We start from the raw sequence: 13,929 nt of genomic DNA, 5'->3' as shown, positions 1-13,929 counted from the left end.
GGCCCAACCCCCCACAAATCCTGACGAGGAGACCCCTCTTCATGGCAACACACAAGCGTGTCCGTAGGACGAAGCTCATCGCCGTCGCGACCGCGACAGCGGCCGCGGCCGGGCTGACCGTCCTCGGGACCTCTTTCGCCGGCGCGGCCCCCACGCCCGCCCTCGGAACGGTTCACGGACTCGGCGTCGAAGACGCCGTCAGCGGCAGCTTCATCGTTCTGCTCGACGAGAAGGCCGACAAGGGCCGACTGGCCAAGGAGTACGGCGGCACCCTGCGCCGCAGCTACGACTCCGCCGTCAACGGCTTCTCGGTGAACGGCCTGACGGAGACCGAGGCCAAGCGCCTCGCCGCCGACCCGGCCGTCGCCAAGGTGGTCCAGAACAAGAAGTTCACCATCAACGCCACCCAGGGCGATCCGCCCTCCTGGGGCCTCGACCGGGTCGACCAGACCGACACCGCCGGGGACGCGAAGTACACCTACCCCGACAGCGCCGGCGAGGGCGTCACCGCGTACGTCATCGACACCGGAGTCCGCGTCAGCCACCAGGACTTCGGCGGCCGCGCCTCCGACGGCTTCGACGCCGTCGACAACGACGACACCGCCCAGGACGGCAACGGCCACGGCACGCACGTCGCCGGAACCATCGCCGGGACCGCCCACGGTGTCGCCAAGAAGGCGAAGATCGTCGCCGTCCGCGTCCTCGACGACAACGGCTCCGGCACCACCGAGCAGGTCGTCGCCGGCATCGACTGGGTCACCAAGAACCACCAGGGCCCCTCCGTCGCCAACATGAGCCTCGGCGGCGGCGCCGACCCGGCCCTCGACGAGGCCGTCAAGAAGGCCATCGCCTCCGGCGTCACCTTCGGCGTCGCGGCCGGCAACGAGTCCGCCGACGCCGGCGACGGCTCCCCCTCCCGCGTCCCGGAGGCGCTCACCGTCGCCTCCTCCACCAAGGACGACCAGCAGTCCAGCTTCTCCAACTTCGGCTCTGTCGTGGACCTTTACGCGCCCGGCTCGGACATCACCTCCGCCTGGAACGACAGCGACACCGGCACGAAGACCATCTCCGGTACGTCCATGGCGACCCCGCACGTCGTCGGAGCCGCCGCCGTCTACCTCGGGGCGCACACCGGCGCCACCCCGGACCAGGTCGCTCAGGCGCTGCTCGCCGGAGCCACCGCGGACAAGATCGGCAACCCTTCGCCGGGCACCGCCAACAAGCTGCTCAAGATCGTCGAGTAGCCGCACCGCCCCGATGACCGGCGGCCGCCGTGCCCTCCCCCACGGGGCGCGGCGGCCGCCTATCGTGTGACCCATGACGACGACGTACGCCGCTCTGCTGCGCGGGATCAACGTGGGCGGGCACCGCAAGGTGCCCATGGCGGAGCTCCGTTCACTCCTGACCGACCTCGGCCACCGCGACGTGCGGACCTATCTGCAGAGCGGCAACGCCGTCTTCACCACGGACGACGACGCGCCGGCCGAGGAGGAGCGGACCGCGGCCGTCGAGGACGCCCTGGAGAAGCGGTTCGGCTTCCGCGTCGACTGCCTCGTCCGCGGCGGCCAGTACCTCGCCGCCGTCGCCGAAGCCTGCCCGTTCCCGGCCGCGGAACTGGAGGGCAAACAGCTCCACGTCACGTTCTTCGACCAGCCGGTCGGGCCCGAGCGGTTCGCCGCGCTCGACCCGGCGGCCTTCCTGCCCGAGGAGTTCCGGCTCGGCGACCACGCGCTCTACCTCTACGCGCCCGAGGGGCTCGGGCGGTCGAAGCTCGCGGAGGCGCTCTCCCGGCCCGCCCGGCTCAAGGGGCTCGTCGCCACCTCCCGCAACTGGAACACGGTCGTGAAGCTGGTCGAGATGACGCGCGCGTGACCAGCGGCGATCGGCCCAGTTGACGGAGTCGCGAACGGCCCGCCGATTCGCCGGGCCCGCTGGCTAGGCTCACGCCATGACCACACAGACGCAGCCCAGGACCGTCGTCGACTTCTACTTCGACCCCGCCTGCCCCTTCGCCTGGATCACCTCCCGCTGGATGCTGGAGGTCGAGCAGCAGCGCGACATCGACCTGCGCTTCCGGGTGATGAGCCTGTACCTCCACAACATCGGCAACGAACTGCCCGAGTGGTACCGGGAACTCGTCGACAAGTCGATCGGCCCGGTCCGGGTGGCGGCAGCGGCGGCCCAGCAGCACGGCGAGGAGATCCTGCGCCCGCTCTACACCGCGTACGGGACCCGCATCCACCACGAGAAGCAGACGGACTTCGACGCCGTCGTCGCCGAGTCCCTCGCGGAGCTCGGACTTCCGGCCGAGCTCGCCGAGGCCGCGCACGACGCGACGTACGACGAGGCGGTCCGCGCCAGCCACGACTCGGGCAAGGACCCGGAGGCGGACGGCTACGTCGGCACGCCCACGATCCACGTCGACGGCACGGTCTGGTTCGGACCGGTCCTGCGGGCCGTCCCGCACGGCGCGAAGGCGGCCGAACTCTTCGACAGCTTCCGGGTCCTCGCCGGCCACCCCGACCTGTTCGAACTCAAGCGGACCAGGACCGGCGGCCTCGACTTCAGCTGATCGCGACCGCAGCGGAGGCCCGCCCCGGCTGAGGCCGATCTCAGCCGGCGGCCACCAGCGCCTTGTCGATCCGCGCCTCCTCGTACCGCGCGATCAGCAGGCGCGCCAGTTCCGGCGAGGGGCCGAGGACGTCCGCCAGGACGTCGGCCTCCGCCGCGCCCGCCGCGATGCGGTCCGGCAGCCGGCCCGGAGCGATGACGTACGGCGCCACCGCCACCCGGCGCACGCCGTCCGCGCGCAGAGCCCGGACCGCGTCCTCGGTCCTCGGCAGAGATGCGGAGGCGAAAGCAGGCCGCACGGAGCACCAACCGGTGCGCCGCAGCTCCCGCGCCGTTTCTGCGATCACCGCGATCGCCTCCGGGTCCGTGGAGCCCGCCGAGGCCAGGACGACCCCGGTCGCGCTCTTGTCGCCGGGCGTCAGCCCGGCCTCGTACAGCCGTCGCTCCACCGCGGCCACGAGCAGCGGCGACGGGCCGAGCACCTCCGCCTGGCGGACGCGCAGCGACGGCGGGGCCTGCCGCAGCACGGCCGGGATGTCGGCCTTGGCGTGGAAGGCACGGGTCAGCAGCAGCGGCAGCGCCACCACCTCCCGTACCCCCTCGGCCGCGAGCCGGTCCAGGACACCCGGCACCGACGGCAGATTGAAGTCCAGGAACGCCGTCTCCACGCGCAGCCCCGGCCGCAGCGACCGGGCCCGGCGCACCAGCGCGTGCACGGTCGCCGCGTGCCGCGGATCGCGGCTGCCGTGGGCGACGACGAGAAGGACAGGAGCATTCATGGCGTGACTCAGCTCTTCACCAGCAGGCCGCGGCTGCGCAGCACCGCGCGCTCCAGCGGGCTGAAGATCAGCAGGTCGATGGCGATGCCGACGAGAAGGATCAGGATGATCGCCAGGAAGATCCCCGGCATGTCGATGTTGTTCCGGCCGTTCTCCAGCAACTGACCGAGGCCCAAGCCGAGCTCGGGGGAGGACGCGATGATCTCCGCGGCCATCAGCGAACGCCAGGAGAACGCCCAGCCCTGCTTCAGACCCGCCAGATAACCCGGCAGCGCGGCCGGCATCACGATGTGCCAGGCACCCCTGAGGCCCGTCGCGCCCAGCGTCCGCCCGGCGCGCAGGAAGAGCGGCGGGACCTGGTCGACACCGGCGACCAGACCGTTGGCGATCGAGGGGACCGCGCCCAGCAGGATCACCGTGTACATCATCTGGTCGTTGAGGCCGATCCAGAGGACGGCGGGGGCGACCCAGGCCACCGAGGGCAGCGACTGCAGGCCCGAGAGGATCGGGCCGATCGCCGCGCGGACGAACTTCACCCGCGCCACCAGCAGTCCCAGCGGCGTACCGATGGCGAGGGCCATCAGGAAGCCGAGCAGGGCCCGCGACACACTCGTCCACAGGACGTCGAGGAGCGTGCCCTCCAACCACATCGTGGACACGCTGTCCCAGACGGCGGACGGCGGCGGCAGCTTGAACTCGTCGGTGACCTGGGCCGTCACCAGCAACTGCCAGACCACGAGCACCAGCAGCACGGCCGTGACCGGCGGCAGCACCTTCCTCAGCAGGACCTCGCGCACCGGCGTACGGCGCACCTGCACCGCGTCGAGGGCGTCGAGACCCGCCTCCAGGCCGGCCAGGTCGTCGGCCTTCCCGGCCGCCGCGCTCCCCGCGCTCGCCTTGGTGGTCGTATCAGTGCTGGCCATGACGGCGGATCTCCCCACGCAGTTCTTCGGTGATCTCGACGGACAGCTCCGCCACGGCGGCGTCCTCGATACGGCGCGGCTGCGGGATGTCGATGGTCCACTCCCGGGCGATCCGCCCCGGCCGGGACGACAGCAGCACGACCCGCTCGGCAAGGCGTACGGCCTCACGCACGTTGTGCGTGACGAAGAGCACCGAGAGCTTCGTCTCCCGCCAGATCCGGGTCAGCTCGTCGTGCAGCACGTCACGGGTGATGGCGTCGAGCGCCGCGAACGGCTCGTCCATCAGCAGCAGATCGCTGTCCTGGGCGAGCGCCCGGGCCAGCGCCACGCGCTGGCGCATGCCGCCGGACAGCTCGTGGACCCGCTTGCGGTACGAGCCGGAGAGCCGGACCAGTTCGAGCAGGCGCTCCGCCTCCGGGCGCCGCTCGGCCTTCGGCACCCCGCGCAGCCGCAGGGCCAGTTCGATGTTCTTGCCCGCGGTGAGCCACGGGAAGAGGGCGTGCTCCTGGAACATCAGGGCCGGCCGGCCGCCGGGGGTCTCGATGGACCCCGCGGACGGCCGGTCGAGCCCGGCGACCAGGTTGAGCAGGGTGGACTTGCCGCACCCGGAGGCTCCCAGGAGGGTGACGAACTCGCCCGGGGCGACATCGAGCGAGATGTCGTCGAGCACGAGCTGCGAAGCGGCGGGTCCGCCGAAGGACTTCGAGACGTGCTGGATCCGGGCGGCGTGCGTCACTACCGCACGGTCCTCCTCGGCCTTGGCGAGCGTCGCGGTCGTGGCCATGGTCGTCACCTCCTGGGGCTCAGCTGCGGACTTGTTACTTGACGCCGAGACCGGCGTCGGCGACCTCGGGCCGCCCCGCGGCCTTGAGGACCTTGTTGAGCGGCTTCAGGTCGTAGATCCCGCTCAGGTCGGGCTGCTTCAGCAGGCCGGCCTTCACGGCGTGGTCCGCCTGCGCCTGGAGCGTGGCGGCCAGCGGGTCGTCGGTGAACCGGATCGACGGCCAGGCGGCGTCGATGACCTTGTCGCCGAGCGGCTTCCCGGACAGCTCCTTCAGCTGGCGGTTGGCCGAGGCCTTCGCCTTGTCCGGGTTGGCGTTGATCCACGCGTTGGTCTTCACGGAACCGCGCAGCACCGCTTCGACGACGTCCGGGTGCTCGGCGAGGAACTTCTGCGACACGATGATGTTCGTGATCACGAACTTCTTGTCGGGCCACAGGTCCGACTCGTCGAGCAGCACCTTCGCGCCCTCGGTGACCAGCTTCGACGCGGTCGGCTCCGGCACCCAGGCACCGTCGATGGAACCGGACCCGTAGGCGTTCGGGGTGACCTTGTTGTCCGTACGGACCACGGAGACGTCGCCCTTGCCGCTCTGGGCGTCGACCTTCCAGCCCTTCTCCGAGATCCAGTTGAGGAAGGCCACGTCCTGCGTGTTGCCGTGCTGCGGGGTGGCGATCCTCTTGCCCTTGAGGTCGTCGACCGTCTTGATCTTCTCCGGGTTCACCACCAGCTTCACGCCGCCGGAGGCCGAGCCGCCGATGATCCGCAGGTTCTTGCCCTTGGACTTGACGTAGCCGTTGATCGCGGGGGAGGGGCCGATGAAGCCGATGTCGATCGAGTCGGCGTTGAGCGCCTCGATCTCGGAGGGTCCGGCGTTGAAGGTGGCGACCTCCAGCTTCGTGCCGCCCAGCTCCTTCTGGATGATGCCCTGCTCGTCGCCCACCAGGGCGGTGGCGTGGGTCAGGTTCGGGAAGTACCCGAGCCGGACCTTGTCGGCCGAGAGCTTCTCGCCCTCGGCGGCCACCTTCTTCTCGTCGTTCTTGGCCTGGGAGCCGTAGCCGCAGGAGGCGAGCGCGCCGATCAGCAGCGGCAGAGCGGCGACGGCGGCGAGTGAGCGGCGCACGGTGGTACGGGAGGCAGGCACGGAGGTTGTCCCCTCAGGGTCTTCGAAGTCTTCTTCGTCTATGTCGATCGGGGTGGAGCGGGTACAGCGGGTGCGCGCCGCGTACGCGGCGCGTCGGCGTCAGCACGCACATCGCGCGACACCTCCCCGGCCCGCGCCGAGGGCGCCGGAACCCACCCGGCCGCCCTCCTTGGCGAAGGTGGCGTACACGTTCCGGATCATCAGAAGTCCCAGCCCTCGTCGTCGGCGGTGTCCGCCACGACCACGGCCTTGGCGGTGGCGAAGGAGTCGCCCGCCATGCCGGCCGCGAGCGTGGTGCCGTCCGCGGGGTCGATCAGCAGGAAGGAGCCGGTACGGCGCGAGTCCGCGTAGGAGTCGAGCGCGAGCGGCTCGGCGGTACGGACCCGGACCAGGCCGATGTCGTTGGCGACCAGCTGTCCCGGCTCGGGGTGCTGGGAGAGGTCGTCCAGGGTCAGCCGGGACGGGATCTCCTTGACGATCGCCTTGACCGTGCGGGTGGTGTGCTTGAGCAGCACCCGCTGGCCGACGGTGAGCGGCTGGTCGGCCACGTGGCAGACCGTCGCCTCGACGTCCTGCGTGGTCGCCGGGGCGTCACCGCTCGGGGCGAGCAGATCGCCGCGCGAGATGTCGATGTCGTCGGTGAGCCGGATCGTCACCGACTGCGGCGCCCAGGCGATGTCGACCGACTCGCCGAGCGCGTCGATCCCGGCGATCGTCGACGTCCGCCCCGAGGGCAGGACGGTGACCGGCTCGCCGACCCGGAAGGCACCGGCCGCGATCTGACCGGCGTAACCGCGGTAGTCGGGGTGTTCGGCCGTCTGCGGCCGGATGACGTACTGGACCGGGAAGCGGGCGTGGCAGGCCGTCAGGTCGTGACTGACCGGGACGGTCTCCAGGTGCTCCAGGACGGTCGGGCCGCCGTACCAGTCCATGTTCGCCGACGGCTCCACGACGTTGTCGCCGGCCAGCGCCGAGATGGGGATCGCGGTGATCTCCGGGACGCCGAGCTCGGAGGCGTACGTCGTGAACTCCTCGGCGATCGCGGCGAAGACGGGCTCCGCGTAGTCGACGAGGTCCATCTTGTTCACGGCGAGGACCACGTGCGGCACGCGCAGCAGCGCGGCGACGGCGGCGTGCCGGCGGGTCTGCTCGACGACGCCGTTACGGGCGTCGACAAGGACCACGGCCAGCTCCGCGGTCGAGGCGCCGGTCACCATGTTCCGGGTGTACTGCACGTGCCCGGGGGTGTCGGCGAGGATGAAACGGCGGCGCGGCGTGGCGAAGTAGCGGTAGGCCACGTCGATGGTGATGCCCTGCTCGCGCTCGGCCCGCAGGCCGTCGGTCAGCAGCGCCAGGTCCGGCGCCTCCTGACCGCGCTTGAGGGACGCGGCCTCCACGGCCTCCAGCTGGTCGGTGAGGACCGACTTGGAGTCGTGCAGGAGCCGGCCGACCAGGGTCGACTTGCCGTCGTCGACGGAACCGGCGGTGGCGAAGCGCAGCAGGGTGGTCGCCGAGACGTCGGCGAACTGCTCGGGTGTGCTCGTACTCGTGCTCGTCATGGCTAGAAGTACCCTTCGCGCTTGCGGTCTTCCATCGCGGCCTCGGACATCTTGTCGTCGGCGCGGGTCGCGCCCCGCTCGGTGAGGCGGGAGGCGGCGATCTCGGCGATGACCGCCTCCAGCGTGGTGGCGTCGGAGTCGACGGCGCCCGTGCAGGACATGTCACCGACGGTGCGGTAGCGGATCAGCCGCGTCTCGACCTTCTCGGTCTCCTTCGGGCCGCCCCACTCGCCGGCCGTCAGCCACATGCCGTGGCGGGCGAACACCTCGCGCTCGTGGGCGAAGTAGATCTCCGGGAGCTCGATCTTCTCCCGCTGGATGTACTGCCACACGTCGAGCTCGGTCCAGTTCGACAGCGGGAACACCCGGACGTGCTCGCCGGGGGCGTGGCGGCCGTTGTAGAGCTGCCACAGCTCCGGGCGCTGCCGGCGCGGGTCCCACTGCGAGAACTCGTCGCGGAGGCTGAACACCCGCTCCTTGGCGCGGGCCTTCTCCTCGTCGCGCCGGCCACCGCCGAACACCGCGTCGAAACGGTGCTGCTGGATCGCCTCGGTCAGCGGCACCGTCTGGAGCGGGTTGCGCGTCCCGTCGGGACGCTCGCGCAGCTTCCCGGCGTCGATGTACTCCTGCACGGAGGCGACGTGGAGCCGCAGACCGTGCTGCGCGACCACACGGTCGCGGTACTCGATGACCTCGGGGAAGTTGTGCCCGGTGTCGACGTGCAGCAGCGTGAACGGCACCGGCGCCGGCGCGAACGCCTTGAGCGCCAGGTGCAGCATGACGATGGAGTCCTTGCCGCCGGAGAAGAGGATCACCGGCCGCTCGAACTCGCCCGCCACCTCACGGAAGATGTGGACGGCCTCGGACTCCAGGGAGTCCAGGTGCGACAGCGCGAACGGACTGTCGGTCGCCTCGTGGACGGTGACGGCGGTCGTCATGCGAGACCCCTCTCGGTGAGCAGCGCGTGGAGCTGCGCCGCGGACTCCTGCACGGTCTGGTTCTGGGACTCGATCCGCAGATCCGGGTTCCGCGGCTCGTCGTACGGGTCGTCGACCCCGGTGAGACCACTGATCTCGCCCGCGGCCTGCTTGGCGTACAGCCCCTTCACATCGCGCACGGAGCACACGTCCACCGGAGTGGCGACATGCACCTCGACATAGGCGGTGCCCTCGGACTGGTGGCGCTTGCGGACGGCCTCGCGGCTGTCCTCGTACGGAGCGATGACCGGGACCAGGACCTTCACGCCGTTCGAGGCGAGCAGCTCGGCGACGAAGCCGATCCGCTGCACGTTGGTGTGGCGGTCCTCGCGGGTGAAGCCGAGGCCCGCGGAGAGGAACTCGCGGATCTCGTCGCCGTCGAGCACCTCCACACGGTGGCCCTCGCCGCGCAGGCGGCCGGCCAGCTCGTACGCGATGGTGGTCTTGCCGGCGCTCGGCAGGCCCGTGAGCCAGATGGTGGCACCGGTCACGTGGTTCTCCTGGAAAGTCTGGGTGGTGGTCATCAGCCGTGCAGTCCGCACTCGGTCTTGGCCCGGCCGGCCCAGCGGCCGGCCCGGGCGTCCTCGCCCTCCGCGACGCGGCGGGTGCAGGGCGCGCAGCCGACGGAGGCGTAACCGTCCATGAGCAGCGGGTTGGTGAGGACGCCGTGCTCGGCGACGTACGCGTCGACGTCGTCCTGCGTCCAGCGGGCGATGGGGGAGATCTTGACCTTCCGCCGCTTCTCGTCCCAGCCGACGACCGGGGTGTTCGCCCGGGTCGGGGACTCGTCGCGGCGCAGGCCCGTCGCCCACGCCCGGTAGGCGGTCAGGCCCTCTTCGAGGGGCTTGACCTTGCGCAGCGCGCAGCACAGGTCCGGGTCGCGGTCGTGCAGCTTCGGACCGTACTCGGCGTCCTGCTCCGCGACCGACTGGCGCGGGGTCAGGGTGATGACGTTGACGTCCATCACCGCCTCGACCGCGTCACGGGTGCCGATGGTCTCGGGGAAGTGGTAGCCGGTGTCGAGGAAGACGACGTCGACGCCGGGCATGGCACGCGAGGCGAGGTGGGCGACCACCGCGTCCTCCATGGAGGAGGTGACGCAGAAGGCGGGACCGAAGGTGTCGGCCGCCCACTGGAGGATCTCCAGCGCGGAGGCGTCCTCCAGGTCGCGGCCCGCCTGCTCGGCCAGCGCCTTCAGATCGGTGTCCTCGGTGAGCTGAGTCGTCGTCATATCTCTTCCCCTCCATGGGATTCGCTGAGGCTGCCCGGGGCGAGGAGCCCCAGGAACTTCAGCTGGAAGGCTCGACCGCATGCCCGGCATTCCCAGGCGCCGTGGCCCTGCTCGTTCGGGCGCAGGTCCTCGTCGCCGCAGTACGGGCAGAAGAACGGCGCGGCACGCTCGCTCATGGCCCCTCCGTTCGCTGCCGTTCGCCGCCGCTCACGACAGTGCTTCCTCGGAGGCGCGCGCCGCCCACGTGGCGAAGCGCTCGCCGTCCTCGCGCTGCTCCTGGAACCGCGTGAGGACCCGCTCGACGTAGTCCGGCAGCTCGGCCGCGGTGACCTTCAGGCCGCGGACCTTGCGGCCGAAGCCCGCCTCCAGGCCGAGTGCGCCGCCCAGGTGGACCTGGTAGCCCTCGACCCGGTTGCCGTCGTCGTCCAGGACCAGCTGGCCCTTGAGACCGATGTCCGCCACCTGGATACGGGCACAGGCGTTCGGGCAGCCGTTGATGTTGATGGTGATCGGCTCGTCGAACTCCGGGATGCGGCGCTCGAGCTCGTCGATCAGCGAGGCGCCGCGCGCCTTCGTCTCGACGATCGCCAGCTTGCAGAACTCGATGCCGGTGCAGGCCATCGTGCCGCGCCGGAAGGGCGAGGGGGTGACCCGCAGGTCCAGCGCCTCCAGGGCGGAGACGAGGGACTCGACCTGCGCCTCCTCGATGTCGAGGACGATCATCTTCTGCTCGGCGGTGGTACGGAGCCGGCCCGAGCCGTGCGCCTCGGCGATCTCGGCGATCTTGGTCAGCGTGGCGCCGTCGACCCGGCCGACGCGCGGCGCGAAGCCGACGTAGAACCGGCCGTCCTTCTGCCGGTGCACGCCGACGTGGTCGCGCCACTGGCCGGCGGGCTGGGCCGGAGCCGGACCGTCGGTCAGCTTGCGCTTCAGGTACTCGTCCTCCAGGACCTGGCGGAACTTCTCCGGGCCCCAGTCGGCGACGAGGAACTTCAGGCGGGCGCGGGTGCGCAGCCGGCGGTAGCCGTAGTCGCGGAAGATCGAGATGACGCCCTCGTAGACGTCCGGGACCTCGTCGAGCGAGACCCAGGTGCCCAGGCGCACACCGAGCTTGGGGTTGGTGGAGAGACCGCCGCCGACCCAGACGTCGAATCCGGGGCCGTGCTCCGGGTGGTGCACGCCGACGAAGGCGATGTCGTTGATCTCGTGCGCCACGTCGAGCAGCGGCGAGCCGGAGACGGCGGACTTGAACTTACGGGGCAGGTTGGAGAAGTCCTTGTTGCCCACGATCCGGCGGTAGATCTCGTCGATGGCGGGGGTGCCGTCGATGATCTCGTCCTCGGCGATCCCGGCCACCGGGGAGCCGAGGATGACGCGCGGGGTGTCGCCGCAGGCCTCGGTGGTGGACAGGCCGACCGCTTCCAGCCGGTTCCAGATCTCGGGGACGTCCTCGATGCGGATCCAGTGGTACTGCACGTTCTGCCGGTCCGTGATGTCGGCGGTGCCGCGCGCGAACTCCTGCGAGATCTCGCCGATGACCCGGAGCTGCTGCGTCGTCAGCCGACCGCCGTCGATGCGGACCCGGAGCATGAAGAACTCGTCGTCCAGCTCCTCCGGCTCCAGGACGCCCGTCTTGGTGCCGTCCAGACCCTGCTTGCGCTGGGTGTAGAGGCCCCACCAGCGCATGCGACCGCGCAGGTCGTTGGGGTCGATGGAGTCGAATCCGCGCTTCGAGTAGACCGTCTCAATACGTGTCCGCACGTTGAGACCGTCGTCGTCCTTCTTGAACTGCTCATTGCCGTTCAGCGGGGTGAAGTGCCCCACGGCCCACTGACCCTCGCCACGGTGACGGCTCACCTTGCGGCGGGGCGTTGCGGGTGCGGGGTTTTCCGGGGTGGCGGCCATGGCGTTTTGTCCTTCGGGACTGCGGGAGGGCGGCTCTGACCAGCACACTCGTACGCGGGTCAGGGGATGGCGCGACGGTGCGCAGCAGGGTCGGGCAGAAGTGGGATCGCGGCGGTGCTGGTTCTCTCAGCGCGCCGGACAGATGGCGCTGGACATGCGGCCGAGGTCGACGTGCCGCCGACTCACCAAGGCAATTCCAGTTCCAGACATGACGGAAGCGTGTCACGGGACTTTGGACCCAGTCCAGCTTCGTCCAAAATGTGGACACAGCCGTCCCGCATCGCGAGACGGTGTGTCCTGGGTCACTTCAGAGGGGCGGCTTCAAGGTGTCAGTGGGCACCGGGCCAGGGGCCGGGAGCCTCGGACTCCTCGACCTCCTCCACCTTGGTGTCGAAGAGCCGGAAGCCCCGTCGAAGATAGTTGTCCATCGCGTGCGGCCCGTCCAGCGAGCAGGTGTGCAGCCACACGCGCCGGGTCGGCTCGCGCTTCGGCCAGCGCTCGGCCAGGTCCCAGGCGCGCTCGACACCGTACGACAGCAGATGGCCGCCGATCCGGCGACCCCGGAAGGCCGGGATCAGACCGAAGTAGACGATCTCCACCACCCCGTCGTCCTGCGGGTCCAGCTCCACGTACCCGGCCGGCGTCCCCTTCTCGTACGCCACCCAGACCTCCGCCCCCGGCTTCTCGACGATCTCCTGCCACTGCTTGTACGTCAGCGACAGCCGGTCGTTCCAGCGGATGTCGCCGCCGACCGCCGTATAGAGGAAGCGGCTGAACTCGGGAGAAGGCACCTCGGCCCGCGCGATCGTGATGTCGTCGCCCTCGGGCGGGGCCGCGGGACGCAGGTCGGACGGCGAGGTCTGTTCGAGGGACCAGGTGGTCAGGGAGATGCTCATACGTCCATCGGATCATGCGGAGCGCCCGATTCCCACAGCGGCCTCCGCGGCCCGCCGCCGGCCGACCGGTGGCTCCGCGGCCTCCGCGCCCTCGCTCAGCGCGAGGTCGAGGACGAAGGCGAGGCCGGCGGCGGTGGCAGTTCGCCGGAGCCCCGGGGGATCAGGGCGACCGGGACCGTGCGGGTCACCGCGCGGGAGCGGTCACCGCCCAGGCGGGCGAGGACCTGCTCCGCCGCCGCCCGGCCGATCGCGGCCGGGTCCTGGGCGACCACCGTCAGGCCCGGCTCCAGGACCGCCGCCAGCGGCAGGTCGTCGAAGCCGACCAGGGCCACGTCCCGCCGCCCCGCCTCGGCCAGCGCCGGCACGATCCCGAGCGAGGCGAAGTTGTTCGCCGCGAAGACGGCGGTCGGCGGGTCCGCGAGCGCCAGGAGGCGCCGCACGGCCACCCCCGCGGCGTACGGGTCGTGGGCGGTGACCACCAGCGCCGGGTCGTGGCCGATCCCCGCCGCCTCCAGCGCCGACCGGTAGCCGCGCTGCCGCGTCTTGCGGGTGTAGAGGGTGGCCGGCCGGTCCCCGACGAAGGCGATCCGCCGGTGCCCGTGCGCGATCAGATGGGCCACGCCCACCCGCGCTCCCTCCTCGTTGGCGCTGACCACCGCGTCCGCCGCGAGACCGGCCCCCGGCCGGTCCACGAACACCACCGGCAGGCCGCTCTCCCGCTCCCGGCGCAGGAAGCGGTGGTCGCTGCCGGCCGCGGGCACGACGAGCAGCCCGCTGATCCGGCGGGCGAGGAAGGTCGTGATGAGCGCGTGCTCCAGCGGCTCGCGCTCCGCCGACGACCCCATGAGAAGGGTCAGCCCCCGGTCCCGTACGACCTCCTCGACGCCGCCCGCGACCGTGCCGAAGAAGGGGTTGCCCATGTCCGGCACGACGAGGCCCACCGTCGAGTCCCGCGCCCCGACCCGCATGTTGCGGGCCATGAGGTTGGGGCGGAAACCCAGCTCCTCGACGACCGCGAGCACCTTCGCCCGGGTCGCCTCGGAGACCGGCCCGTCCTCGTTGAGCACCCGTGACACGGTCTTCGGGGTCACGCCGACCCGCGCCGCCACATCGGCCAGGGTCGGCCGTCGGGTGCTCCCCATGGTCACCGCATCTCCGTCGTC

16 protein-coding genes are annotated in these 13,929 nt (G+C 71.0%); 3 read left to right on the top strand and 13 right to left on the bottom strand.

Going from position 1 to position 13,929, the window contains the following annotated elements; translation table 11 throughout:
- Nucleotides 1–41 precede the first annotated feature (41 nt).
- From ACF06X_RS09620 to ACF06X_RS09610, 3 genes are all read left to right on the top strand, one after another.
- Entirely contained in the window at nt 42–1,244 is a 1,203-nt protein-coding gene (locus ACF06X_RS09620) for a S8 family serine peptidase (RefSeq protein ID WP_392286653.1), read from the top strand.
- Nucleotides 1,245–1,317: 73 nt separating this feature from the next.
- On the top strand, nt 1,318–1,872 hold the full coding sequence (locus ACF06X_RS09615) for a DUF1697 domain-containing protein (RefSeq protein ID WP_392286652.1): 555 nt from the start codon (nt 1,318–1,320) through the stop codon (nt 1,870–1,872).
- A gap of 76 nt (nt 1,873–1,948) precedes the next feature.
- Nucleotides 1,949–2,572 carry a DsbA family protein gene (locus ACF06X_RS09610; protein ID WP_392286651.1) on the top strand — a complete coding sequence of 208 codons (624 nt, stop codon included), beginning with the start codon at nt 1,949–1,951 and terminating at the stop codon, nt 2,570–2,572.
- Between the two features lie 40 nt (nt 2,573–2,612).
- On the opposite strand, the gene ACF06X_RS09605 is transcribed toward ACF06X_RS09610, so the two are convergent.
- The 13 genes from ACF06X_RS09605 to ACF06X_RS09545 all read right to left on the bottom strand — a co-directional run bounded on the left by ACF06X_RS09605 (nt 2,613) and on the right by ACF06X_RS09545 (nt 13,908).
- The gene (locus ACF06X_RS09605; RefSeq protein WP_392286650.1) at nt 2,613–3,350 is read right to left on the bottom strand and encodes a sirohydrochlorin chelatase; all 738 of its coding nucleotides are present in this window, start codon (nt 3,348–3,350) and stop codon (nt 2,613–2,615) included.
- Nucleotides 3,351–3,358: 8 nt separating this feature from the next.
- Entirely contained in the window at nt 3,359–4,273 is a 915-nt protein-coding gene (locus ACF06X_RS09600) for an ABC transporter permease (protein WP_392286649.1), read from the bottom strand.
- Nucleotides 4,260–5,057 carry an ABC transporter ATP-binding protein gene (locus tag ACF06X_RS09595; protein ID WP_392286648.1) on the bottom strand — a complete coding sequence of 266 codons (798 nt, stop codon included), beginning with the start codon at nt 5,055–5,057 and terminating at the stop codon, nt 4,260–4,262. The genes ACF06X_RS09600 and ACF06X_RS09595 overlap by 14 nt, the downstream gene beginning before the upstream one ends.
- Before the next feature lie 34 nt (nt 5,058–5,091).
- Nucleotides 5,092–6,198: an aliphatic sulfonate ABC transporter substrate-binding protein gene (locus tag ACF06X_RS09590; protein WP_392286647.1), complete on the bottom strand. Its 1,107-nt coding sequence runs from the start codon at nt 6,196–6,198 to the stop codon at nt 5,092–5,094.
- Between the two features lie 200 nt (nt 6,199–6,398).
- Nucleotides 6,399–7,757, bottom strand: coding sequence for a sulfate adenylyltransferase subunit 1 (locus tag ACF06X_RS09585; RefSeq protein WP_392286646.1), 1,359 nt, complete (start codon nt 7,755–7,757; stop codon nt 6,399–6,401).
- A gap of 2 nt (nt 7,758–7,759) precedes the next feature.
- Nucleotides 7,760–8,695, bottom strand: coding sequence for a sulfate adenylyltransferase subunit CysD (gene cysD / locus ACF06X_RS09580; protein WP_392286645.1), 936 nt, complete (start codon nt 8,693–8,695; stop codon nt 7,760–7,762).
- Nucleotides 8,692–9,258 carry an adenylyl-sulfate kinase gene (cysC, locus tag ACF06X_RS09575; protein ID WP_392286644.1) on the bottom strand — a complete coding sequence of 189 codons (567 nt, stop codon included), beginning with the start codon at nt 9,256–9,258 and terminating at the stop codon, nt 8,692–8,694. Before cysC ends, cysD begins: the two co-directional genes overlap by 4 nt.
- Entirely contained in the window at nt 9,258–9,965 is a 708-nt protein-coding gene (locus ACF06X_RS09570) for a phosphoadenylyl-sulfate reductase (protein ID WP_392286643.1), read from the bottom strand. The genes cysC and ACF06X_RS09570 overlap by 1 nt, the downstream gene beginning before the upstream one ends.
- Entirely contained in the window at nt 9,962–10,141 is a 180-nt protein-coding gene (locus tag ACF06X_RS09565) for a hypothetical protein (protein WP_392286642.1), read from the bottom strand. The genes ACF06X_RS09570 and ACF06X_RS09565 overlap by 4 nt, the downstream gene beginning before the upstream one ends.
- Before the next feature lie 31 nt (nt 10,142–10,172).
- Entirely contained in the window at nt 10,173–11,870 is a 1,698-nt protein-coding gene (locus ACF06X_RS09560) for a nitrite/sulfite reductase (RefSeq protein ID WP_392286641.1), read from the bottom strand.
- 126 nt (nt 11,871–11,996) lie between these two features.
- Complete coding sequence (locus ACF06X_RS09555) at nt 11,997–12,080, bottom strand: putative leader peptide (protein ID WP_310591794.1); 84 nt, start codon at nt 12,078–12,080, stop codon at nt 11,997–11,999.
- Between the two features lie 119 nt (nt 12,081–12,199).
- Entirely contained in the window at nt 12,200–12,766 is a 567-nt protein-coding gene (locus ACF06X_RS09550; protein ID WP_392286640.1) for a GNAT family N-acetyltransferase, read from the bottom strand.
- Between the two features lie 95 nt (nt 12,767–12,861).
- Nucleotides 12,862–13,908 carry a LacI family DNA-binding transcriptional regulator gene (locus ACF06X_RS09545; RefSeq protein WP_392286639.1) on the bottom strand — a complete coding sequence of 349 codons (1,047 nt, stop codon included), beginning with the start codon at nt 13,906–13,908 and terminating at the stop codon, nt 12,862–12,864.
- Between the last annotated feature and the right edge of the window lie 21 nt (nt 13,909–13,929).

The organism is Streptomyces sp. NPDC015346, assembly GCF_043078785.1.
Classification (GTDB): domain Bacteria; phylum Actinomycetota; class Actinomycetes; order Streptomycetales; family Streptomycetaceae; genus Streptomyces.
Note: the sequence above shows the minus strand (reverse complement) of the source record. Positions and strands in the feature narration are given on the sequence as shown.

What these genes read in the sequence shown, in the direction of transcription:
- ACF06X_RS09620 (WP_392286653.1), top strand. Translation starts at nt 42, where the DNA reads ATGGCAACACACAAGCGTGTCCGTAGGACGAAGCTCATCGCCGTCGCG.
- ACF06X_RS09615 (WP_392286652.1), top strand. Translation starts at nt 1,318, where the DNA reads ATGACGACGACGTACGCCGCTCTGCTGCGCGGGATCAACGTGGGCGGG.
- ACF06X_RS09610 (WP_392286651.1), top strand. Translation starts at nt 1,949, where the DNA reads ATGACCACACAGACGCAGCCCAGGACCGTCGTCGACTTCTACTTCGAC.
- ACF06X_RS09605 (WP_392286650.1), bottom strand. Translation starts at nt 3,350, where the DNA reads ATGAATGCTCCTGTCCTTCTCGTCGTCGCCCACGGCAGCCGCGATCCG.
- ACF06X_RS09600 (WP_392286649.1), bottom strand. Translation starts at nt 4,273, where the DNA reads ATGGCCAGCACTGATACGACCACCAAGGCGAGCGCGGGGAGCGCGGCG.
- ACF06X_RS09595 (WP_392286648.1), bottom strand. Translation starts at nt 5,057, where the DNA reads ATGGCCACGACCGCGACGCTCGCCAAGGCCGAGGAGGACCGTGCGGTA.
- ACF06X_RS09585 (WP_392286646.1), bottom strand. Translation starts at nt 7,757, where the DNA reads ATGACGAGCACGAGTACGAGCACACCCGAGCAGTTCGCCGACGTCTCG.
- cysD (WP_392286645.1), bottom strand. Translation starts at nt 8,695, where the DNA reads ATGACGACCGCCGTCACCGTCCACGAGGCGACCGACAGTCCGTTCGCG.
- cysC (WP_392286644.1), bottom strand. Translation starts at nt 9,258, where the DNA reads ATGACCACCACCCAGACTTTCCAGGAGAACCACGTGACCGGTGCCACC.
- ACF06X_RS09570 (WP_392286643.1), bottom strand. Translation starts at nt 9,965, where the DNA reads ATGACGACGACTCAGCTCACCGAGGACACCGATCTGAAGGCGCTGGCC.
- ACF06X_RS09565 (WP_392286642.1), bottom strand. Translation starts at nt 10,141, where the DNA reads ATGAGCGAGCGTGCCGCGCCGTTCTTCTGCCCGTACTGCGGCGACGAG.
- ACF06X_RS09560 (WP_392286641.1), bottom strand. Translation starts at nt 11,870, where the DNA reads ATGGCCGCCACCCCGGAAAACCCCGCACCCGCAACGCCCCGCCGCAAG.
- ACF06X_RS09555 (WP_310591794.1), bottom strand. Translation starts at nt 12,080, where the DNA reads ATGTCTGGAACTGGAATTGCCTTGGTGAGTCGGCGGCACGTCGACCTC.
- ACF06X_RS09550 (WP_392286640.1), bottom strand. Translation starts at nt 12,766, where the DNA reads ATGAGCATCTCCCTGACCACCTGGTCCCTCGAACAGACCTCGCCGTCC.
- ACF06X_RS09545 (WP_392286639.1), bottom strand. Translation starts at nt 13,908, where the DNA reads ATGGGGAGCACCCGACGGCCGACCCTGGCCGATGTGGCGGCGCGGGTC.